The sequence below is a fragment of the Streptomyces sp. NPDC086549 genome (genome assembly GCF_044746205.1).
Taxonomy (GTDB): Bacteria; Actinomycetota; Actinomycetes; order Streptomycetales; family Streptomycetaceae; genus Streptomyces.
On the sequence record NZ_JBIVBS010000009.1, the window covers coordinates 107,286 to 126,799 of the forward strand.

17 protein-coding genes and 1 pseudogene are annotated in these 19,514 nt (G+C 70.7%); 8 read left to right on the forward strand and 10 right to left on the reverse strand.

Annotated features, from left to right (window positions below; genetic code table 11):
* Position 1: 1 nt before the first annotated feature.
* Positions 2 to 2,281, reverse strand: coding sequence for a heavy metal translocating P-type ATPase (locus ACIPSA_RS26955; RefSeq protein WP_402638805.1), 2,280 nt, complete (start codon positions 2,279 to 2,281; stop codon positions 2 to 4).
* Between the two features lie 185 nt (positions 2,282 to 2,466).
* Between ACIPSA_RS26955 and ACIPSA_RS26960 the strand changes: the two genes are divergently transcribed.
* Both ACIPSA_RS26960 and ACIPSA_RS26965 read left to right on the forward strand, forming a co-directional pair.
* Entirely contained in the window at positions 2,467 to 2,763 is a 297-nt protein-coding gene (locus ACIPSA_RS26960; protein ID WP_402638807.1) for a hypothetical protein, read from the forward strand.
* 168 nt (positions 2,764 to 2,931) lie between these two features.
* A complete protein-coding gene (locus ACIPSA_RS26965) occupies positions 2,932 to 3,807 on the forward strand; it encodes a pyridoxamine 5'-phosphate oxidase family protein (RefSeq protein WP_402638810.1) in 876 nt (291 codons plus the stop codon).
* 117 nt (positions 3,808 to 3,924) lie between these two features.
* On the opposite strand, the pseudogene ACIPSA_RS26970 reads toward ACIPSA_RS26965, so the two are convergent.
* From ACIPSA_RS26970 to ACIPSA_RS26985, 4 genes and pseudogenes are all read right to left on the reverse strand, one after another.
* Positions 3,925 to 4,032 (reverse strand): annotated as a pseudogene (locus ACIPSA_RS26970) (hypothetical protein); the annotation flags it as partial.
* Positions 4,033 to 4,240: 208 nt separating this feature from the next.
* Positions 4,241 to 4,822 (reverse strand): hypothetical protein, encoded by a 582-nt coding sequence (locus ACIPSA_RS26975; protein WP_402638812.1) that lies wholly within the window; start codon positions 4,820 to 4,822, stop codon positions 4,241 to 4,243.
* 390 nt (positions 4,823 to 5,212) lie between these two features.
* On the reverse strand, positions 5,213 to 5,872 hold the full coding sequence (locus tag ACIPSA_RS26980) for a DUF4389 domain-containing protein (RefSeq protein ID WP_402638815.1): 660 nt from the start codon (positions 5,870 to 5,872) through the stop codon (positions 5,213 to 5,215).
* A gap of 34 nt (positions 5,873 to 5,906) precedes the next feature.
* Positions 5,907 to 6,635, reverse strand: a complete 729-nt coding sequence (locus ACIPSA_RS26985) for a CBS domain-containing protein (RefSeq protein ID WP_402638817.1) — start codon at positions 6,633 to 6,635, stop codon at positions 5,907 to 5,909.
* A gap of 312 nt (positions 6,636 to 6,947) precedes the next feature.
* On the opposite strand from ACIPSA_RS26985, the gene ACIPSA_RS26990 reads away from it, so the two are divergent.
* Positions 6,948 to 7,850, forward strand: coding sequence for a universal stress protein (locus ACIPSA_RS26990; RefSeq protein WP_402638819.1), 903 nt, complete (start codon positions 6,948 to 6,950; stop codon positions 7,848 to 7,850).
* 147 nt (positions 7,851 to 7,997) lie between these two features.
* On the opposite strand, the gene adhE is transcribed toward ACIPSA_RS26990, so the two are convergent.
* Complete coding sequence (gene adhE, locus ACIPSA_RS26995; RefSeq protein WP_402638821.1) at positions 7,998 to 10,658, reverse strand: bifunctional acetaldehyde-CoA/alcohol dehydrogenase; 2,661 nt, start codon at positions 10,656 to 10,658, stop codon at positions 7,998 to 8,000.
* Between the two features lie 403 nt (positions 10,659 to 11,061).
* Positions 11,062 to 11,460 (reverse strand): hypothetical protein, encoded by a 399-nt coding sequence (locus tag ACIPSA_RS27000; protein WP_402638823.1) that lies wholly within the window; start codon positions 11,458 to 11,460, stop codon positions 11,062 to 11,064.
* 415 nt (positions 11,461 to 11,875) lie between these two features.
* Here ACIPSA_RS27000 and ACIPSA_RS27005 point away from each other — a divergent pair, with 415 nt between their 5' ends.
* Together ACIPSA_RS27005 and ACIPSA_RS27010 are read left to right on the forward strand one after the other, a co-directional pair.
* Complete coding sequence (locus ACIPSA_RS27005; RefSeq protein ID WP_402638824.1) at positions 11,876 to 12,874, forward strand: Acg family FMN-binding oxidoreductase; 999 nt, start codon at positions 11,876 to 11,878, stop codon at positions 12,872 to 12,874.
* A gap of 71 nt (positions 12,875 to 12,945) precedes the next feature.
* On the forward strand, positions 12,946 to 13,569 hold the full coding sequence (locus ACIPSA_RS27010; RefSeq protein WP_402638826.1) for a nucleotidyltransferase family protein: 624 nt from the start codon (positions 12,946 to 12,948) through the stop codon (positions 13,567 to 13,569).
* A gap of 281 nt (positions 13,570 to 13,850) precedes the next feature.
* On the opposite strand, the gene ACIPSA_RS27015 is transcribed toward ACIPSA_RS27010, so the two are convergent.
* Both ACIPSA_RS27015 and ACIPSA_RS27020 read right to left on the reverse strand, forming a co-directional pair.
* Complete coding sequence (locus ACIPSA_RS27015) at positions 13,851 to 14,402, reverse strand: YciI family protein (RefSeq protein ID WP_402639304.1); 552 nt, start codon at positions 14,400 to 14,402, stop codon at positions 13,851 to 13,853.
* A 302-nt stretch (positions 14,403 to 14,704) separates the two neighbouring features.
* Complete coding sequence (locus ACIPSA_RS27020; protein ID WP_402638828.1) at positions 14,705 to 15,238, reverse strand: NTPase; 534 nt, start codon at positions 15,236 to 15,238, stop codon at positions 14,705 to 14,707.
* A 123-nt stretch (positions 15,239 to 15,361) separates the two neighbouring features.
* On the opposite strand from ACIPSA_RS27020, the gene ACIPSA_RS27025 reads away from it, so the two are divergent.
* Together ACIPSA_RS27025 and ACIPSA_RS27030 are read left to right on the forward strand one after the other, a co-directional pair.
* Entirely contained in the window at positions 15,362 to 15,814 is a 453-nt protein-coding gene (locus ACIPSA_RS27025) for a YbhB/YbcL family Raf kinase inhibitor-like protein (protein ID WP_402638830.1), read from the forward strand.
* Positions 15,815 to 16,419: 605 nt separating this feature from the next.
* Positions 16,420 to 16,983 carry a hypothetical protein gene (locus tag ACIPSA_RS27030; RefSeq protein WP_402638832.1) on the forward strand — a complete coding sequence of 188 codons (564 nt, stop codon included), beginning with the start codon at positions 16,420 to 16,422 and terminating at the stop codon, positions 16,981 to 16,983.
* Positions 16,984 to 17,085: 102 nt separating this feature from the next.
* On the opposite strand, the gene ACIPSA_RS27035 is transcribed toward ACIPSA_RS27030, so the two are convergent.
* The gene (locus ACIPSA_RS27035) at positions 17,086 to 17,982 is read right to left on the reverse strand and encodes a helix-turn-helix transcriptional regulator (protein ID WP_402638834.1); all 897 of its coding nucleotides are present in this window, start codon (positions 17,980 to 17,982) and stop codon (positions 17,086 to 17,088) included.
* 257 nt (positions 17,983 to 18,239) lie between these two features.
* Here ACIPSA_RS27035 and ACIPSA_RS27040 point away from each other — a divergent pair, with 257 nt between their 5' ends.
* Positions 18,240 to 19,460, forward strand: coding sequence for a Cmx/CmrA family chloramphenicol efflux MFS transporter (locus ACIPSA_RS27040; protein ID WP_402638835.1), 1,221 nt, complete (start codon positions 18,240 to 18,242; stop codon positions 19,458 to 19,460).
* Positions 19,461 to 19,514: the final 54 nt, after the last annotated feature.

Here is a 19,514-nt window from a genome sequence, read left to right on the forward strand (position 1 = left end):
TTCACGGGGCGAGGGAGAAGTAGCTCTCCTCCTCCTGTGTGAAGTGCAGCCGCAGTACGGTGTGCAGCCCGTACAGGCAGGCGCGTAGGTCGTCGAGTTGCTCAGGGGCCAGGCCCGTGTCGGTGTCGGCGAGGGTGAGGTGGGTGGCGATGCGCCGGGCGAGCCGCTCGATCTCGACATGGGCGCGGCTCATGGTGGCGGTCGCCTCGGGTCCGCCGAGTGCAGGGGCCAACGCCGGATAGAGCTGATGTTCCTCGGCGTACTCGTGCGGCAGCAGCCGCTCGGTGAGCAGCCGGTGCGCCTCGGCCACAGCCGCCAGGGACTGCGAGCCGCTGTCGTCGGCGAGGCGGTCGGCGGCGGCGCGCACGGATTCCAGGACCTCCTGCAGGTCGTCGTGCTCGGCGGCGAAGCGGTGGATGAGCGCCTCCGTGGCGGGTTCGAGGGCCGGCCCCGCCGCCTGGCCGACGTTCAGGGCGCGCAGTGCGTTGAGGATGACCGCGGCGTCGATGGCCTCCTGGAGCAGGGCTCCCGCGGCCGGCGGCAGAAGGCCGGCTGCGGCGGCGGCCATGGCCGCCAGTGACAGGAGCATCCCGCCGAGCGCGCTCTGCACCGCGATCCGCCGAGACCGCACGGCGATCGCCACGGCGTCGGCCAAGCGGTCCACCCGGTCGCTGGTCAGGACGACATCGGCGGCTTCGGAGGACGCGGAGGAACCGCGCGCCCCCATCGCCACGCCGACGTGCGCGGCCGCGAGGGCGGGAGCGTCGTTGACCCCGTCGCCGACCATCACGGTGACCGCACGCTCACCCTCCGCCCGTACGGCCGCCACTTTGTCCGTGGGCGTGAGATCGGCGCACACGTCGTCGAGGCCGAGGACGGCGGCGACCTCCCCGGCGGGTTCGGGCCGGTCGCCGGTGAGCATCACGAGCCGCTCGATGCCCGCCGCGCGCAGGCGGCGCAGGGTCCGGGGCGCGTCGTGGCGGAGCGGATCGCGAAGGAGAACCGCACCGACGGGCTGGTCGTCGACGGTGAGCCAGGCGACGGCCGCCCCGTCCAGGAGGGCCCGGTTGTGGGTCGCGCGCACCCAAGGAGCCCGATTCGTACCGAGGTCGAGTCGGCCGACTGCCAACCGGTGTCCCTCGACAGTTCCCAGGGCGCCCCGGCCCGGCTCCTCGGACACGCCGGTGGCCGCGGACGGTTCCAGCCCGCGCTCGCGGGCCGCGTCGACGATCGCGTGGGCGAGGACGTGGGGCGAGTACTGGTCGACGGAGGCGGCCAGGCGCAGAATCTCGGCCGGCTTCCAGCCCGGTGCGCCGGTCACCTCCAGCACGTGCGGGCGTCCGCGGGTGAGGGTGCCGGTCTTGTCGAGGAGGAGGGTACGCGCCCGCCCGAGGTTCTCCAGCGCACCGCCGTCCCGGACCACCACGCCGAGCCGGGACGCCCGGGACAGCCCGGAGACGACCGCCACCGGCGCCGCGAGCAGCAGGGGGCAGGGCGTGGCGACGACCAGCACCGCCACCGCCCGCACGGCGGAGCCGCTGATCAGCCAGGCCAGCCCGGCCGCCGCCAGGGACAGTGGCAGGAACCAGGCCGCGTAGCGGTCGGCCAGCCGGACGACGGGCGCGGACTCGGCGCCTGCCTGCCGGGCCAGTCGTACGATCTGCGCATACGTGCTGTCCTGCTCGGTGGCCGACGCGCGCAGTGCGAACGCGCCGCCGGCGTTGACGACACCGCTGCGGACGGTCCGGCCGTGCCCGTACTCGACCGGCGCGGACTCACCCGTGAGGACCGACTCGTCGAGTACGGCCGGGCCCTCGACCACGTGTCCGTCGACGGGGACCACTTCGCCGGGGCCGACGACGAGCACGTCTCCGACGACGACCTCGGCGAGCGGCACCGTGCGCACCTGGGTGCCGGTGCGCCGCCGGGCGGTGCGGGGCGCGTGTTCGAGCAGCGCCCGCAGGTCATGGGAGGCCCGGCGCCGGGCCGCCGCCTCGAGGGTGCGTCCGGTGGCGAGCATCAGCGCGATCAGCGCTCCGGCGAGGTATTCGTGCACGGCCAGGGTGCCGCCCAGCGCCAGGACGGCGATCAGGTCCACGCCGGCGTGGCCGTGGCGCAACGCGGAGAGCACCCAGCCGATGGCGGGCCCGATCGCGACGAGCGTGCCCAGACCCCAGCACAGATCGGCCAGGCCGGGTGCTCCGACGAGCCAGAGAACGCCTCCGGCAGCGAGCGCGGCACTGGTGACGATCAGCAGAACCGGTTCGGGTTTCAGCGACATGGACCGCCCTCCCTCATATCCAGCGTCGTCCTTGGGCGGCTCGTCCGGGGAGAGCCGGACGGCACGACAAACGAGATGTGCCAGGGCCGGTCGGTCCCCGACGGCGGGACTGTCGGCCTGGGCAAGGGCTAGCGGCGCGAGCGACCATGGGAGACACCTGCATTCCGGAAAGAAGGCTGATGGCCATGGCCCGAGCATCATGGACGACGACAGGGGTGTTCGCCGGGCGGGGAGGTGTCCGTACCGACGAGGCAGGCATCGTGACCGGTGACCTGACCCTGCACACCACCTGGGACGGCAGGCTGGCCCATGTAGCGGTTCAGTACAGCGGCACTTCCGCGTGGTTCAACGTTGCCGGAAGTCCGGTGCCCTGCTCTTCCGCGCAGGCCAGCCGGCAACTGCACCAGGCGGCGGTGGAAGCCGTGCGGGTCGGCGGCGGTGCCACCGTTCCGAGGTACGACCTGTACGGAGCGCGTCGCTGAAGATCAGCGGTCCACTGCGGCTCCCAGGCCGGCATCAGGGCGGCCGCGGCGGTGTCGGTGCCTGATGGTCCGGAGGCGCGGTTCTTCCGGCGCCCCGCCTGTCGGTGCGGCGCCGGATCGCGCGTGGCACGTTGGATACAGCGACATTCTGAGGAAAGGGCGGCGGTCATGCGAGCTCACCTCGGCGATCAACTCGTCATCGAAAGTCCGGCCACCGGTGCCGCCAGGCGCGACGGCGAGATCGTCGGACTCCATCACGAGGACGGGACCCCTCCGTACGACGTGCGCTGGTCGGACACCGATGAGGTGACTCTCGTGTTCCCCGGGCCCGACGCGCACGTCCGCCACCTCCGGCACGAGGAAGCTGTCCCGACCGGTACGCTCCCGCCGGACAGAGGACCCAACCCCGGGGACATCGGACGACGGGTGGCCGCCGAACGCAGTCGGCAGGGAATCAGCCGGGCGGAAACGGCCCGCCGTGCCGCGATGGCGCCGGACTATCTGGCGTATCTCGAAGAACACCCGGCCGACCCGAGCCTGGCCACGCTGATCCGTCTGGCCGACGCGCTGGGTACCAACGTCGAAACCCTGCGTGGGGGCGGCTTCGATCTTCCCCCCGGTCAGGGCGCGGCCCTTCTGCACCCTCAGCTGCGGGACCTCGGCCCGGATGAATGCCGCGCCGGGCTCTCCACCCACGGTGTGGGACGCGTCGCGGTGACGACACCCGACGGCCCGGCGGTCGTCCCGGTCAACTACGAAGTCATCGACGGCGCGATCGCCTTTCGGACAGCGCCCGACTCGGTTCCCGCGGCGGCCGTGGGGAAGGAGGTCGCCTTCGAGGTCGACCATCTGGACGACGCCCTGAGCCAGGGCTGGAGCGTGCTCGTCGTGGGCACGGCCCAGGTCGTCACGGAGCCCGACACCGTACGGAGACTGAGCGAGGGAGCCCACACCGCTCCATGGGCAGGCGGCCGACGCGACATGTGGGTGTCGATCCAGCCGACGAGGCTCACGGGCCGCCGTATCGCTCCACCCGGTCTGTGAGTCACCGCGGCGCGGTGCCGGATGTTCCCGGGGCCAAGCTGGTAGGACAGGGCCGGGGCCCGGGGCGGTCTGTTCGCTGACGCGGGCGACCGGACGGGCCTGTCCGTGTCGGCTCTCCAGGGCCACCGGCGAGCCGTCCCGCACCCCGTGACGGACGGCGTCGTCGGGGTGGAGATCGAGGTGGTCGACCGGATCGAGGGTGAGGTTGCCTCTGTGCCGGGTCATGCTGCCGGGGTGGTAGTGGGCCCAGCGCCGTCCGGTGACCCGGGACAAGTGGACGGTCGTCGTCGGGGTGTTCACCGGGCGGGAGGTACGGCACCGCGGCGAGGTGGGCCCAGCGACTCGATCAGCCGCTCCCCTGGCCGCCCATGCCGCTCGGCCGAGGCCCGCAGCGCGTCGAAGCGGCCCACGGGGCTCGGCCGGTCCGCCTCGGTCAGCCTGTCTTGTGCCCCCACTGCGGGCCGATCAGCTCCCATTCCCGCCCCCACCCGGCCAGGCGCCTCCGGTCGAGCCGTGACCGTGCGACGGCTCCGGCGCCGGCCGACAGCCCGGCGAGGGCGCCCGCAGCCAAAAGGCCGAGCAGAGCCGATTCGACGGTCGCCTCGGTGGGACCCGTCGGGCTGAGCGTGAGCCGGCCCTTGTCGTCCTGCCAGACCACGACCTCCGTGCCGGCCTTCTTGCCGGCCTCCACCAAGGTCCGGCCGGTACGGGCCGTGCCGTCGGGTGCCGTCCAGCGCACCGTCGCCCGAACCCGGTCGCCCGTTCCCCACGTCTCCTTGACGATCCGCGGGACGCCGGTGACGAGCACCGCACGGACGGAATGCCGCTCGGCACGCTGCTGTGCGAAGGACTCACCGGCGGCGTGGGCCGTCACCAGGCCCGCCACGGCGCCGCCCACCAGGATGATCAGCCATACCGTCAGTACGATCCGGGCCTCGACGATGTCGTCGTGCCGCCGCAGCGGGTTGCTCCGCCATCGCCACAGCCGCCTTCGCACGCTCCTGCCGCCGCGCATCCGCCAGCACCTCCTTCGTTGACGTGGTCACACTCAGAAGGTGACAGACGGGAACGTCGCCCAGGATGGGCCGACAGGGCGGCGACGCAGGGCCACTCGGGGTCGAACTCCACGACCCGCAAGGGACGTTCAGCCACCCACGCGTGGCATGGGTCCGTCCGCACCCCACTCGCGGCGCGCTTTCCGTGACGCCCCGCAGGCCGATGACGTACAGCGTGTCGGAGGCGGTGGCGAAGGCGACCGTGGACCTGTCCGTGGTACGGGTGCCGGGCAGCCCGGCCGCCGCGAGTAGCCAGGAGCACCACAGGCCGAACGGCCCGGACCTGCCGGCCCGGACCGGCAGGTGGACGAGGCCGAGGAGGAACAGAAGGGCCGAGACGAGCGCGGTGGTCATGCCGTGGACCCCGGTTCATCCGGGTCGTCCGGTTCGTTGCCGCCGAGGTCGAGCCGGAAGGGCGGATACACGTCGGTGAGCAGCGCCGCGTAGGCGACCACGCGAAGCACCCAGCGGTTGAGCCCGGTCAGGAGGTCGAAGATGCCCTGCGGGTAGCGACCCTTCGCGGCGAGTGCCACTCCGGCGAACAGCGCGAGCAGTCCGATGAGTCCGCCCGCCGCCCAGGGAACCCGGACGCCGCCGAGGAGGAACGCGAGGATCAGATAGTGCGGAAGGGCCAGGAGCCACCATTTCACCAGGACCAGGCGGCGGGAGAGGTGTTCGGGGTACGGCAGTTCCCAGTGCGCCGGGTAGTCGGGAACGTCGGCGAGCGTGAAGGGTGGGTAGCGGTCGGTGCCCAGCACGCCGTACGTGTAGTAGGCCACCCGCCAGTTCCAGCGCAGCACACCGGTGTTGAACTCGAACAACGGGCGTGGGTAGCGGCCGGTGAACAGCACCGCGAAGAACGCCACCGCGCTCACGCACGTGAACGCCACCCACAGGAGGGCGAGGATGACGAAGTGGGGGAGAGCCAGCAGCCACTTGACCAGCCACAGCCAGCGTGACAGCGGGGTGTCCAGCCTCGCGGTCAGGCGGGCGGGGTGAACGGCAGACATGATGATCACCTCTGCTGGAATCCGGGGCCCCGGTTCACAGCCTGCGCAGCCAGTCGTCGGCCACGCCGTGCAGGGCCTGTTCGGCGGGCTGGAGACGCTTGTCGTCGAGGCGGTAGGACAGGTGGTCGACGACGTCCACGACGCCGTCCAGGCGGCGGGTCATGCCGACCGCGATGGGAATTTCGCTGCGCCGTTCCATCCGGCCCGTGAGGGTGACCACGCCGTTCTCGACGGTGGCCTCGATGGTTTGCGGGGCGAGCCAGAGCGTGTTGACGAAGACCTCCTGTTGCACGTTCTGCTTGATCTCCTGGTCGCTGCGCAGGAAGACCTGAAGCAGGTCGCCGCGTGTGACGATGCCGACGAGCCGGTCCTCCTCGTCGACGACGGGCAGCCGTTCGATGCGGTGCTCGGCCATGAGCCGTGCGGCCTCGGTGACGGTGGCGTCGGCGCGCACGGTGACGGCGGGTGTGGACATCACCCCGCCGGCCGTCCGTGCCCGGCTCTTGGCGGCGCGTTCCCGTACGGTGCGGTTCAGCCAGTGCGTCAGGGCGGCGAACGAGCCGCGGGACTCGGGCGGGCGTGTCTGGTGGAGCATGAGGTCGGTCTCGGAGATCACGCCGATGACCTTGCGGTCGTCGTCGATCACCGGGAGCCCGCTGATGCGGTGTTCACCGAGCAGGCGTACCACTTCCTTGAAGGGCGTGCCGTGCACCGCGGTGACGACGTCGGCGACCATGAGAGCGTCGATCTTGGTGGGCTTCATGTCTGGGTCTCCTTCAGCGGTCGTGCCCAGGGAGTGCGTGTCGCCGCATGCCGGACGACGGTCATCGTGAACTCCCTTCGGGGGCTTCGTCCTCAGCCTCCGGTGCCGGCCGTCGAGCGGGTATGGGCTGAGCGGGCACAGGAGCGGACCCAGTGGTCCTCAAGGTGGCTCCCGGGTCCGCCAAGTCCGCCGCGCACGGCCCGAGATGGTGGGCCGAACGGTCCCCGCGGAGACCCTGGCGGCCCCTCCCCACCCGGTGGCCACGAGACGAGGCTGGTAGCGGGAAGCCCCCCAACACCTGGAGGTGTCATCATGCTTCCGCTTGTCGTCGTCGGAGTGGACGGATCAGCCGAGAGCCTCGCCGCCGCGCAGTGGGCGGCCCGCGAGGCCGTACGCCGTGAGCGGCCGCTGCGTCTGCTGCACGCTTGGAACTGGCATCCGAGCCGCCAGGAAAGTGGGATCGACAACGCGGCCCAGCGACACCTCGCCAGGCGTGTCCTGCGGGAGGCGGAGGATCGGGTGCGTGCCGAGTATCCCGGTGTCCAGGTCTCCGCCGAGCAGGTCGAGGGCCCGGCGATCGGGGCTCTGGTGAAGGCGGCCGACGAGGCCGATCTGCTGGTTCTGGGATCGCGTGGGCTGAGCGGCTTCACCGGGTTCCTCGTCGGTTCGGTCGCCCTCGGTGTGGTCGCGGGGGCGTCACGGCCCGTCGTCCTGGTGCGGGCGGGGGAGGAGGCGGCGGACGAGCATCTACCGGCGGACGACGGGGCTGCTTCGATCCGCACCGGTTACCGGGACGTGGTGCTCGGCGTGGACGTCGGCGAGCCGTGCGACGAGGTCATCGAGTTCGCCTTCGAGGCGGCCCGGCTCCGGCACGCCCGGCTGCGGGCTGTGCACGCCTGGCACGCGCCCGGCCCGCTCGGCCTCGGACCCGGGGACATCGCCCTGGTGGACGAACCCCGGCAGGCGGACGAGTGGCTCGGCTTCCTCAAGGCCGTGCTGCGGGTGTGGCACGACAAGTACCCGGAGGTAGAGGTCCTGGAGACCGTCGTGCAGGACAAGCCCTCGAACGTGCTGGTGCGTGCCGCGACCGGGGCGAGCCTGCTCGTCGTGGGCCACCGTCTCGCCCAGCGGTCCGTCGGGCCGCGCACCGGGCCCACCACGCATGCCGCGATCCATCACGTCGGCTGCCCCGTGGCCGTCGTCCCCCACGGATGACGGAGCCAGGGGCGACATCATCGGCGGGAGGAGCACAGGGGGCGACGGAGGCGGCGCCGGCCTGCCGCCGTTCATAGCGGTCGGGGCCGTCCGACAGGGTGCGGACGGCCCCGATCTTGCGCTGTTCACGGATTCCTGCGGCCGTGATCAGCGTGTCGGCGGTCGTGATCCGTAGTAGGCGGTGCGCATGAGGTTCTCCATGTCGTCGAGCATGGGCATGCGCGGGTTGGCCGGTGCGCACTGGTCCTCATAGGCGTTCAGGGCCTGTTGGGGCAGGGCGTCGAGGAAGGCACGCTCGTTGACGCCGAGGGCTTGGAACGTGGGCTCGATGCCTACGGCGTCACGCAGGCGTTCCACAGCCGAGGCGAGGGACTGGACGCCTTCGGCCGGGGTGGCGGCGGGGAGCGCGAGGGAGCGGGCGATGTCCTGGAAGCGTTCGGGGGCCCGGTAGCTCTCGTACTTGGGCCAGCCGGTGAGTTTGGTGGGTGTGGTGCCGTTGTAGCGGATGACGTGTGGCAGCAGGACGGCGTTGGTGCGGCCGTGTGCGATGTGGAAGCTGGCGCCGAGGGTGTGGGACATGGCGTGGACGATGCCGAGGAAGGCGTTGCCGAAGGCCATGCCCGCGATGGTGCCGGCGTTGTGCATCTTCTCCTGCGCGTCGGGGCGTTCGGCGCGGTTGTTCACGGCTGCTTCGATGTTGTCGAAGATGAGCCGGATGGCGTGCAGGGCGAGGCCGTCGGTGAAGTCGTTGGCGTAGACGGACACATATGCCTCGATGGCGTGGGTGAGGGCGTCGAAGCCGCTGTCGGCGGCCAGGGCCGCGGGCAGTTCGGTGGTGAGCAGGGGGTCGACGATGGCGACACTGGGGGTCAGCGCGTAGTCGGCGAGGGGGTACTTCTTGCCGGTGGCGGGGTCGGAGATGACGGCGAAGGGGGTGACTTCGGCGCCGGTGCCGGAGGTGGTGGGGATGCACACCAGCCGGGCGAGTGTGCCGAGGACGGGGAAGCGGAAGGCGCGCTTGCGGATGTCGGAGAACTTGTGCCGCATGTCGGCGAAGTCGACGTCCGGGTGTTCGTAGAGCAGCCACATCACCTTGGCCGCGTCCATCGGGGAGCCGCCGCCGAGGGCGATGATGGTGTCCGGGCGGAAGTCGCGCATCAGGCCGGCGCCGCGCCGCACGGAGTCCATGCTCGGCTCGGGTTCGACGTTGTCGATGATCTGGACGGTCACCGGCTCGTGGCGCCGCTGCAGGACACGGGTGATGCGGTCGACGAAGCCGAGCCGGGTCATGGTGGCGTCGGTGACAACGGTGACACGGTGCACGTCCGGCATGGAGCCGAGATAGCGGATGGCCTGCGGCTCGAAGTAGATCTTCGGGGGGACCTTGAACCACTGCAGGTTGTTGCGGCGCACGGAGACCCTCTTGACGTTCAGCAGCTGGGCGGCGGAGACGTTGTTGGAGACAGAGGTGCTGCCCCAGGACCCGCAGCCCAGGGTGAGCGAGGGCAGCAGACTGTTGTAGATGCCGCCGATGGCGCCTTGCGAGGACGGCGAGTTGACGATGATCCGCACGGTCTTCATGCGCCTGCCGTACGCCTCCATCAGCGCGGAATCCTCGGTGTGGATGACGGCGCTGTGGCCCTGCCCGTGGAAGGCGACCATGTCGGCGGCGAGGTCGAAACCCTGCTCCGTCGAGCCGGCGCGCAGCACGGCCAGCACCGGGCAGAGCTTCTCGCGGGTCAACGGCTCGTCAGGGCCGACGTGTTCGGCTTCGACCAGGATGAGTGAGGTGTCGGCCGGCACGGTGAAGCCTGCGTGTTCGGCGATCCAGGCCGGGCTCTGGCCGACGGCCGCGGCGTTGACCTTCGGCTCGCAGCCTGCGCCCGCCGTCTTGCCGGTCGGGAACAGGAAGGCCTCCAGCTTGGCCTTCTCCTCGACGGTTGCCAGATGCGCGTGCAGGGTGCGGAACTCGGCCACGGCCGCGTCGTAGATCTCGTCGTCCAGGATGACGGCCTGTTCGGAGGCGCAGATCATGCCGTTGTCGAAGGACTTGGACAGGACCAGGTCGTTGACGGCCCGGCGCAGCTTGGCGCTCTTGTGGACGTATGCGGGGACGTTGCCGGCGCCGACGCCCAGGGCGGGCTTGCCGGCCGAGTAGGCGGCCTTGACCATGGCGTTCCCGCCGGTGGCGAGGATCAGCGAGATGCCGGGGTGACGCATCAGGGTGCCTGTGGCCTCGACGGACGGGGTCTCGATCCATTGGACGCAGTGTTCCGGAGCGCCGGCGGCGACGGCGGCGTCACGTACGACGCGGGCCGCCTCCGTGCTGCACCGCTGGGCGGAGGGATGGAAGGCGAAGACGACGGGATTGCGGGTCTTCAGCGCCATCAACGCCTTGAAGATCGTGGTGGAGGTCGGGTTGGTGACGGGCGTGATCGCGCAGACCACACCGACGGGCTCGGCCACCTCGATCAGGTCCTCGATGTCGTCGCGGGCGATCACGCCGACGGTCTTCATGGGGCCCATGCTGTGCGTGACGTGCTCGCAGGCGAACATGTTCTTGGCGGCCTTGTCCTCGAAGACGCCGCGTCCGGTCTCCTCCACCGCGAGCCGCGCGAGCGCGGTGTGCCGGTCCAGGGCGGCGACCGACGCCTTCTTGACGATGCGGTCGACCTGTTCCTGCGTGAGTGTCTCGTAGTCGGCCAGCGCCTTGAGCCCGTTGGAGACCAACTGGTCCACGGCGATGGCGGTGTCGGCCGGCGTCCCGTCGGTGGCCGTGGCCTCGGTCCCGGCGTCGTGACTGGTCATGGGGGTGCGCCTCCGTTGACAAGTGCCGCCGGGGTTGTCCGGCGGTGTACAGACGGGAGCGGCACCGTGAGGACCGGTGCCGCTCGTACGTTTCAACTCTCGTTCGGTCGAGCCCCGCGTTCCCAGGTGCCGATGGTCCCTTCCGGGGACTGACCGGCACGGTGTCCGGCTCGGGCCGCGCCTACCGCATGGCCGTGCCGTCCCTGACGGAGAACACGGCCGGGGCCGGTGGCGGGCCGAGGGCGTCGGCCGGTCCGCTCACCCGGGCAGCTCTCCTGCCCCGGGGCTCCCTGACCTCCTTGCCTCCGCGGTGACTTCGTCCCGCACCGACTCCGTCGCAGCGCAGCACCGGTATGAGCAAGGAGGGGGTCCGATCCGACCACCGCCGAAGGACCGGGAGGTCCTATTCCGGTCCGCTGTCGGCTCGGCCGCCGCGCCACGGCGGCGGGGTGGCGGTCCTGCGGGCCTCCTCCTTGCGGTGCAGGGCCCGGTTCATCCGGCTGCGCAGCCGATCCGCCAGGCGGTCCGCGAGTTCGTGCGCCGTGGCCTCCCGCGCGTGCACGACCACGAGGGAGTTCCCCACCACGAGCTCCGCTCCGGCGGACCAGGGCTGTTCGGCGTGGTGCGCTGCCGACTTGACGATCCTCACGCCACCGCTGACGGCGGGAACCCCGGGCCGGTCGAGGACCGCGTCGACCTTGGTCCGCACGTACGCGAGTTCTTCCTCGCCCACATCGCCCTGCGTCCGCACCCGTACCTCGCCGGTGGCGCTGACGTGCGTGTCGATGTCCCTGGTAGTCATGAGATCCGCTCCTTCTGATCGTTGGGCAGATCCAGACTTCTGCGAGCACCGTCTCCGGTCCAGGGCTGACCGGCCCATGGGCCGGGGCCGTCGGGCCTTCACCCCGGGGACAGAGGGACTTCTGTCCGGCAGTGACGGTGTGACCGGCCCTCAGAGCGCCTTGAGGGCGGTACGGTCGTCCGTGGCAGATCCGTCGCACGGGCGGCCTGCCACGGACGACCGAAAGTCCCGGCCGGCCCTTGCCGACTCGGCCGTGCGCGTGCGCGGCGGTCGGGCTCCCGTGGGTCTGCTTGCCCAGAGCGGCGAATCATGCGCAGCCTGTACACGAGGAACGTCGCGGTGACCGCGGCCGACGGGCGGATACTGGAACCCGGGCAGACGAGTCCGGGACCGCGTGGTCTGTGAGGTGGGTGCGATGAACACACGGCCTTTGGATGCGAAAGCGGTGACGGCGCTTGTCGCCGAGGCCGTGGCCGCGCCGTCCATGCACAATGCGCAGCCGTGGCGGTTCCGCTACGTGCCGAGCGACCACTGCCTGCTCCTGCTCGCCGATCTCGACCGTGCCATGCCTCGTTCCGACCCCGGAAACCGGGCACTGCACATCGGCTGCGGGGCGGCGCTGTTCAACTTGCGCGTCGCCGCAGCGCATGCGGGGTTCGCCACAGTGGTCCGCCTGCTTCCCGAGCCCCTGGAGCCGCTGCTGCTCGCCCGTGTCGAGCTGGGCGGAGCGCACGGCACCGTGCCGCACGAGGACGACGACCTTGCGCGCCTGAGCCCCGCCATCCACCAGCGACACACCAGCCGATACCCCTTCGAGGACAAGGACATCCCGGAGCATGTGCGGGCCGCATTGCGGACAGCGGCCGACCGGGAGGGCGCCGAGCTGGAGTTCCCCGGAGCCTGGCACATGGAAACCGTGCTGGAACTGGTCCGTGACGCGGAGAGCCGTGACGCCCTGGATCCCGAGGGCATGGATGAGCTGCGCCACTGGACCCGGCTCGGTCCGGACGCGGACATCGCCACCGACGGCGTTCCCGAGTACGCGTTCGGTCCTCGGATGAGGGACGGAAGGGCCCCACTGCGTGACTTCGCCGGCCGTCGGCAGGTGGCCGACCGTGGTACCACCGCCTTCGAGAAGAACCCTCATCTGGCGCTGCTGAGCACACCGGGCGACGCCACCGCCGACTGGCTGCGCGCGGGCCAGGCACTGGAGCGCGTTCTGCTGGAGGCGACCTTGGCCGGACTTGCCACCTCCCTCACCTCCCATGCCCTGGAGAGCCGGGATCTGCGTCTGATGGCCCGTGACCCGGTGGCGGGTACGGGCCAGGTCCAGATGGTGCTGCGCCTGGGCTACGGGCCGCAGGGGCCCAGCACACCTCGCCGTCCGGTCCGTGACGTCCTCGACATCGTCTAGCCGCACCATTACGCCGTGCCGGACGACTCACGCCTGGCCTGTCGCTGTGGGAGTTGTGGTAGGCAGAGCTGGTGATCAGCCGACTTCCTCTCGATCAGCAACTTGAGTCCCTGCGCGCGGTGCTGTCGCGTAACGACGTGCTGACGGAGGTGCTGGAGCGGACTGCGACGTTGGACCTGCCCGGGTGGTATGTGACGGCCGGGTGTCTGTTCCAGACCGTATGGAACGTGGTCACGGACAGGCTGCCGACCAGCGGCATCAAGGACTACGACGTCTTCTACTTCGACAGCGGCGATCTGTCCTGGGAAGCGGAGGACGCCGCGATCGAGGCCGGGCGGAGGGTCTTCGCCGATCTGCCCGCAGAGGTCGAGATCCGCAATGAGGCACGGGTTCACCTCTGGTACGAGGGAAAGTTCGGCGTGGCGTGTCCGCCGTACGAGTCCACCGAAGCGGCGATCGACAGCTTTGCCGCGACGACGTGCTGTCTGGGAGTACGGGTGGAGGCGGACGGCCGGTGGCGTGTGTATGCGCCGCATGGATTGTCGGACGTGTTCAACCTCGTCGTTCGTCCGAATCCGGTACTTGCTCCGCGGTCGGTCTATGAGGCGAAGACCGCGCGATGGCAGCAGCAGTGGCCCGAGCTGACCGTGCTGGAGTGGCCCTCCAGGAGCGTCACGAGCCGCTGCGGCGGCTGATCCCGACCGCTTGGGCGGCCCCCTCTCCGGCAGCAGCCCGCTGCCGTTCGACGGCGATTCCGTTCGGGCGAGGACGGCGTGGCTGCGGCGAACCGCGACTTGCCGAAGTGTCAGTTCGGCCACCGGATCGGCAGACCACGCGGACATCGCCGAGGCGGACACGGACAGAGGTGCCCGCCGCCGAGCGCACGAAGTGGCCTGCCGACCGACGGTGACGGACACGGTCGCCGGTCATCCGGCATTCACGGTGAGTACGGCGGCTGGTGGCGAGGCGTCCTCGGTTACGACGGCCGACCGCCGAACTGCCAGTTGTGCACCTCGATCCCGACGTACCGGTCCGGGGTCAGAATCGCGCGTGCCGTGTCCGGGTCGGGCGCCCGGACCAATGCCGCCGTGCCCAGCCAGGTGGCGCCGTCGTCCGACAACAGCGGCCCGTAGGCGATCAGTTCGTCCCGGTCGGGCGGCACCGCGAGATCAGCGGCCTGCCCCGCGCCGAGGCCGAGCACCAGGTACCGGTTGCCGCCGGTCCGGCCGCCGGGGAAGTCCCACATGGTGCGTCCCAGCATGTTGCGCCACCGTCGCAGCAGCACGTCCCGGTAGACGCCGGCCTGGTAGTTCGGCTCGTCGAAGGCGAAGGCGCGGGCAGCGGTGGGATCGGGCAGGTCGACGACGTGCACGCTTCCGGTGGGCGTGTCGCCGTCGTCGGCGAGGGTCGGGCCCCGGGCGATCATCTCCTTCGCGTACCGGTCCATATATGACCAATGCTCTTCCAGCAGCTCGTCGCGCAGCGGCAGAGAACCGGGCCGGTCGCGGTGGTAGCAGAGGAACTCCATACTCAAGGATCTCTGCAAGGAGGTGACCGGGTCGAGCGGTTTTCACCGTGACGGCCGCTCGGCAGCCTTGTCCAGATCCACGTGTGCCGACTCCGCGCGGGCGGCGCGCGGCCCGCATACCATCAGGACAATCTCGCCCGCGCCCCCTGTATCGAGATCGCCGTTGCCGTCCAATGGCAGCGAGCCCCGCCGGAGACCGGGGCGTCCACGCCGCTGACGTCAGCCGACGTTCAGGACCGACGTTTCTCATCGGCTGAGGAATTCGGACGGTTCCGTTGTCCGACGGTGCCGTTACGGGTCTGTCATGGCCCTTCGAGCCTGGTGGCCAGCTCCTCGGGGAGGGCGTCCCGGTTGGTCCGGGTCACTTGGAGGAGTGTGATGTCAGGGCGCCGCTTGAGGGCGTCGGTGAACGGGTCACTGTGCGCGTGGACCGTGGCGACGATGTCGATACCGGACTCGAACAGGCACCGGACCGTGTCCTGGAACGCGGTGCATGCCAGCTCCATACGCCCGAGCTCGTCGATCAGCACAAGATCGCCAGGTGCGGGATCCGCTACGGTCGACCGGAGCGGCGGCAACGCGAGTTGTTCCATGACGCTCAGATCGACGCCGTACCTGCCGACCCGTGGTGGACCCGGGAAATCGACATGGGCGAGCACGGCTCGATGACCGCCCTCCAGTGTTTCCAGCGCGAAACCGCTGCGGGCTCCGCCGTGCCGGATCTCCTCCGTGGTGAAGCCGACAGCCCTACGGTTGCGCAGGAGCGTGGCCAGACGGCGGACAAGGGTCGTCTTGCCCACGCCTGGGCGTCCCTCCAGCAGGATTCTCGTCGGCATCTTGTGCTCCACATCAGGCCCGACTTACGGGTTCCCGGTTCGGTGCTCGGGGAACTCGGCCAAGGGGGTGTTTGACTCGTCCGGGCCGGTGGCGGCCGCGCTGTTGCGGGTAGGGCCGCGGGTATGACCCGAATTGAGCTCAGGAGCGAGGCGTTCGCCGATCATGCGGCGATCCCTCGACGTCACAGCGGGGAGGGCGAAGACGTCTCGCCACCGTTGACGTGGTCGGCGGTGCCGGACGGTACGTCGGAGTTGGTCCTGCTCTGCGAGGACCCCGACGCCCCGGGCGGGACCTTCCTGCACTGGCTGGTCACCGGCATCGATCCGGAGAGCACCGGTGCGAGGGAAGGGGAGCGACCTCCCGGCGGCCAGGAGTGGCCCAACGGTTTCGCCCGGATGGGCTGGGGCGGTCCGATGCCTCCACCAGGGCATGGGGCGCACCGTTACTTCTTCCGCCTGTGGGCCCTGTCGGAGTCGCTCCCCCTGCCCGGCCGGCCGACAGCCGATGCCGTGCATCGTGCCGTGAAGGGCAGGGAGCTGGCGAGCGGCGCGCTCGTGGGCACGTACCGACGCTGACTGCCGCGCGTTGTATCGTCAGCCGGACGGCCGCAGACCCGTGGCGCCCGCGGGAGGAGCCGGCCGAGGTCACGATGCCTGCGACATGGGTGCCGTGCGGGCTGGATGGACTCGCCGACTCGCTTCCGTAATCGCCGGGACCGGTGGCGTCACCGTCACTGCCGTCACCGTCGCCCGTCAGGGTGTCGCCGTCGGTGGCGTCGGCGACGGGAGCGTCGGTGACCTCCTGTGACGCGAGCCAGGCAGTCCGTGGCCCGTGGCCCGCGTCCACGTCGGCGAGGCCGGGCGCGAGCGCGGTCAGGAGGTCCACGGCCTCGCGTATGCAGCCGGGAAGGCGCTGCCGACGGCTGCCGATCGGTCCGCGATGCGCGGCCACCCTCACCGAACCGGGCCAGACCTTGGCGGCGCGCGATCGCTCGCGCAGGCTGCGCCGCGCCGCCCCCGTCGTACGGCGGGCCGAGAAGCGCCCTGACCGCCTGCCACTCGCTCACCGATTCACCGCCGCCGTCGGTCAAGGCTTCGCCATGTGACACCGGCGGCTGAGCGGGCGGGAGTCGCCCAACGTACTGCGGGAGTAGGCACAAGGCCCGGCGAAGGGAAACTCCGTGATCCAGCGACGCACCGTCCTCCTCTCAGCGGCAGGACTCGCCTCGGCACTCCTCCTGGCGGCGTGCGGCAGCTCCACGGACCAGACCTCCTCCGGTACGACGAGCCCCGGCAGCGCCGCTCCGGTTGCCACGGCCCCCTCGGAATCCGTGACCTCCGCGCCGGCCGAGAGCGGTGACACCGGCAATGGGCACCTGGCCACGACCACCGCACTGACGGCCAAGGCGGTCGAGGGTGTGGGCAGCGTGGTGACCGACGACAAGGGGATGACCCTCTACCGCTACAACAAGGACCAGGCGACTCCGTCCAAGTGGACGTGCTCCGGCGCGTGTACGAAGACGTGGCTGCCGGTGATAGTCCAGGACTCCGTACAGACCGTGGGAGTTGAGAAGAACCTTCTCGGCACGGTCCACCGGAACGGCATGAAACAGCTGACCCTCGGCGGCTGGCCGCTGTACCGGTACGTGGGCGACACGCAGGCTGGACAGATGAACGGGCAGGCCAAGGACAAGCTGTGGTACGCCGTCACCCCGTCCGGCAAGAGCTCCGCCACGACGGGCTGAGGAAGAGTCCGCCGGGCGAGCGCCCGTTCCTGACCATGCGCGGCCCGCGCCGAAGGCACGTCGTTTACCGGGAGGAAGGCCGCGCTGAGCAGACCAGGGCGGTCAGCTCCGATGCGCCGTGCCGTGCCTGGAAGGGGAGGCCGCTTCAGCGCCCGCCGGGGCGCTCCAGCTGGCGAGCAACCGGAGCGTCTCCGCGGAGGCGGAGCCGGGTTCGGCGGTGTAGAGGCAGACGGTCTGATCGGCATCGGAGGGAAGGGCCAGCGTTTCGTAGGAAAGCGTGAGCTCGCCGACCACGGGGTGATGAAGACGCTGGGTGCCGTGGGCACACTGGGTCACGCGGTGGCTGGCCCACCACGTGTGAAACTCGGGCACCTTGATGGACAGCTCCCCGACCAGCTCGTTCAGCTGGGGGTCGTCGGGGTGGCGGCCGGCCGCCAGGTGCAGGCTGGCGACGAACCTCTCGGCGGCTTTCTCCCAGTCCGTGTACAGATCCCGGGCGGCAGGGTCGAGCAGGACGAAGCGGGCGAAGTTGCGCTCGCGGTACGGCAGCGCGTCGAAGTCGGTGAGCAGCGCCTTGGCGAGGTGGTTGGCCGCCAGGACGTCGCTGCGGTGGTTGATGACGAGGGCCGGAGAGACGTCGTCCAGAACGTCCAGCATGCGGTGGACCGCCGCCCGCACCCGCGGCGCGCGGGCTGGACGCCGCCGGCCTGGGCCGGGTGTCCTGGGCCGGGCGAGTTCGAAGAGGTAGCCGCGTTCGGTGTCGTCCAGGCGCAGAGCGCGAGCCACGGCCTCCAGCACCGTCTCCGAGACGTGGGGGTGTCGCCCTTGTTCGAGGCGGGCGTAGTAGTCCGTACTCACCCCGGCCAAGTGTGCGACCTCCTCGCGGCGCAGCCCCGGCACCCGGCGCGCGCCGCCGCTGAAAGCCACCCCCGCGTCCTCGGGGCGCAGACGGGCCCGCCGCGAGCGCAGGAAATCACCCAGTTCGCCGTTCTGGTCCATGCATCCAGTGTTACCACCGCAGCGCCCTGACGGGCTCGCCGAAGGTGGACCACCCGGACCTAGGTTCAGCAAGGCGCACGCACCGGGTCCGCACGGGCATGAAGGACGCGACGCTGGATGTGAACCAAGGATGGCAGCGTCGCCTCGTCAGTGCTCTACGACTGGAAGCGGGGCCCTCACCCGCGTGTGGTGGCCGTGGACAGCAGAGCAAGAGCACCTGGTTCCCTCCTTCCACCCTCCTATGGATCAGGTGAATCATGCCGTTCGTCATCTACGTCCTGGGGCTGGGCATCTTCGCTCAGGGCACCTCGGAGTTCATGCTCTCCGGGCTGCTGCCCTCCGTGGCCCAAGATCTCGACATCCCCCTCTCCTGCGCCGGGCTGCTGGTGTCCGCCTTCGCCGTCGGCATGCTCGTCGGAGCCCCGCTGCTGGGCCTCGGCACCCTGAAGATGCCGCGCCGCGCCGCGCTGATCGGCTTCCAGCTCGTCTTCATCGCCGCCCATGTGGCAGCCGCCCTTGTCCCACACTTCGGGTTCCTGCTGGTCATGCGTGTGGTGTCGGCCATGGCGTATGCCGGGTTCTGGGCCGTGGCCTCGGTCGCGGCCGTCTCGCTGGTGGATCCCGCCAGGCGCGGCCGGGCCATGTCGGTGGTCGTCTCAGGCCTGAGTTTCGCGACCATCATCGGTGTCCCGGCCGGTACCCTGCTGGCTCAGCATGCCGGATGGCAGGCCGCCTTCTGGGCCGTGGCCACGATCACCGCGCTCTCGGCGGTCGCGCTGCTGGTCGTCCTGCCCGGCGGCCGTGACGCCTCGGCAGCACAGACCCGCCTGGGCACAGAACTGCGCTCGCTCAGCGTGCCGCGGCTGTGGGTCGCCTATGGCACCACCGCACTGACCGTAGCCGCCAACTTCGCGATCTTCGCCTACCTCGGTGCGCTCCTGGAAGACGTCACGGGTATCAGCGAGGGCCTGGTACCCCTCGTGCTGGGACTCTACGGGGTCGGCGCGCTGGCCGGTCTGACCGTCGGAGGGCGGACCGCGGACCGCGCCCCCTTCGCCGTCCTGCTCGTCGGCATGAGCTCGTTCGCCGTGGTCGCGGTCGCACTCGCGGTGACCGGGAGCAGCGCATGGGCGGCGATTCCGCTCGTCATGCTGCTGGGAGCGGCCGAGTTCTCCGTCACCCCCGCAGTCAACGCGAGGGTGTTCACGATCCTGGGGGAGACCAGGACGCTGGGTGGCGCCGTGAACATCGCGGCCTTCAACGTCGGCATCGCCGCCGCCCCCATGGTGTCCGGCCTCGTCATCGACACCCGGCTGGGGTTGGCGGGTACGGCTTGGATCGGCGCGGCCTTCGCGGTAGCCGCCATGGGCACCACTCTGCTGGACCGCCGGCTCACCCGACGCCATCAGGCGGTCACGCAGGGAGCGGGACTGTTCACGCCCGTCCCCGAGCGGGAGCGCGTCGCCGTCGCCCACTAGCGCCCCACGGAGCGATCCCGCCAGGCGACGAGTTGGTGCAGGACCGTGGCAGCG

Excerpts from the sequence above, each read along its gene's own strand:
- ACIPSA_RS27015 (WP_402639304.1), bottom strand. The coding sequence starts at position 14,402 with ATGGAGTTCCTCTGCTACCACCGCGACCGGCCCGGTTCTCTGCCGCTG.
- ACIPSA_RS27040 (WP_402638835.1), top strand. The coding sequence starts at position 18,240 with ATGCCGTTCGTCATCTACGTCCTGGGGCTGGGCATCTTCGCTCAGGGC.
- ACIPSA_RS26975 (WP_402638812.1), bottom strand. The coding sequence starts at position 4,822 with ATGCGCGGCGGCAGGAGCGTGCGAAGGCGGCTGTGGCGATGGCGGAGC.
- ACIPSA_RS27000 (WP_402638823.1), bottom strand. The coding sequence starts at position 11,460 with ATGACTACCAGGGACATCGACACGCACGTCAGCGCCACCGGCGAGGTA.
- ACIPSA_RS26965 (WP_402638810.1), top strand. The coding sequence starts at position 2,932 with ATGCGAGCTCACCTCGGCGATCAACTCGTCATCGAAAGTCCGGCCACC.
- ACIPSA_RS26985 (WP_402638817.1), bottom strand. The coding sequence starts at position 6,635 with ATGAAGCCCACCAAGATCGACGCTCTCATGGTCGCCGACGTCGTCACC.
- ACIPSA_RS27025 (WP_402638830.1), top strand. The coding sequence starts at position 15,362 with ATGACCCGAATTGAGCTCAGGAGCGAGGCGTTCGCCGATCATGCGGCG.
- ACIPSA_RS26960 (WP_402638807.1), top strand. The coding sequence starts at position 2,467 with ATGGCCCGAGCATCATGGACGACGACAGGGGTGTTCGCCGGGCGGGGA.
- ACIPSA_RS27035 (WP_402638834.1), bottom strand. The coding sequence starts at position 17,982 with ATGGACCAGAACGGCGAACTGGGTGATTTCCTGCGCTCGCGGCGGGCC.
- ACIPSA_RS27020 (WP_402638828.1), bottom strand. The coding sequence starts at position 15,238 with ATGCCGACGAGAATCCTGCTGGAGGGACGCCCAGGCGTGGGCAAGACG.
- ACIPSA_RS26980 (WP_402638815.1), bottom strand. The coding sequence starts at position 5,872 with ATGTCTGCCGTTCACCCCGCCCGCCTGACCGCGAGGCTGGACACCCCG.
- adhE (WP_402638821.1), bottom strand. The coding sequence starts at position 10,658 with ATGACCAGTCACGACGCCGGGACCGAGGCCACGGCCACCGACGGGACG.
- ACIPSA_RS26990 (WP_402638819.1), top strand. The coding sequence starts at position 6,948 with ATGCTTCCGCTTGTCGTCGTCGGAGTGGACGGATCAGCCGAGAGCCTC.
- ACIPSA_RS27005 (WP_402638824.1), top strand. The coding sequence starts at position 11,876 with ATGAACACACGGCCTTTGGATGCGAAAGCGGTGACGGCGCTTGTCGCC.
- ACIPSA_RS26955 (WP_402638805.1), bottom strand. The coding sequence starts at position 2,281 with ATGTCGCTGAAACCCGAACCGGTTCTGCTGATCGTCACCAGTGCCGCG.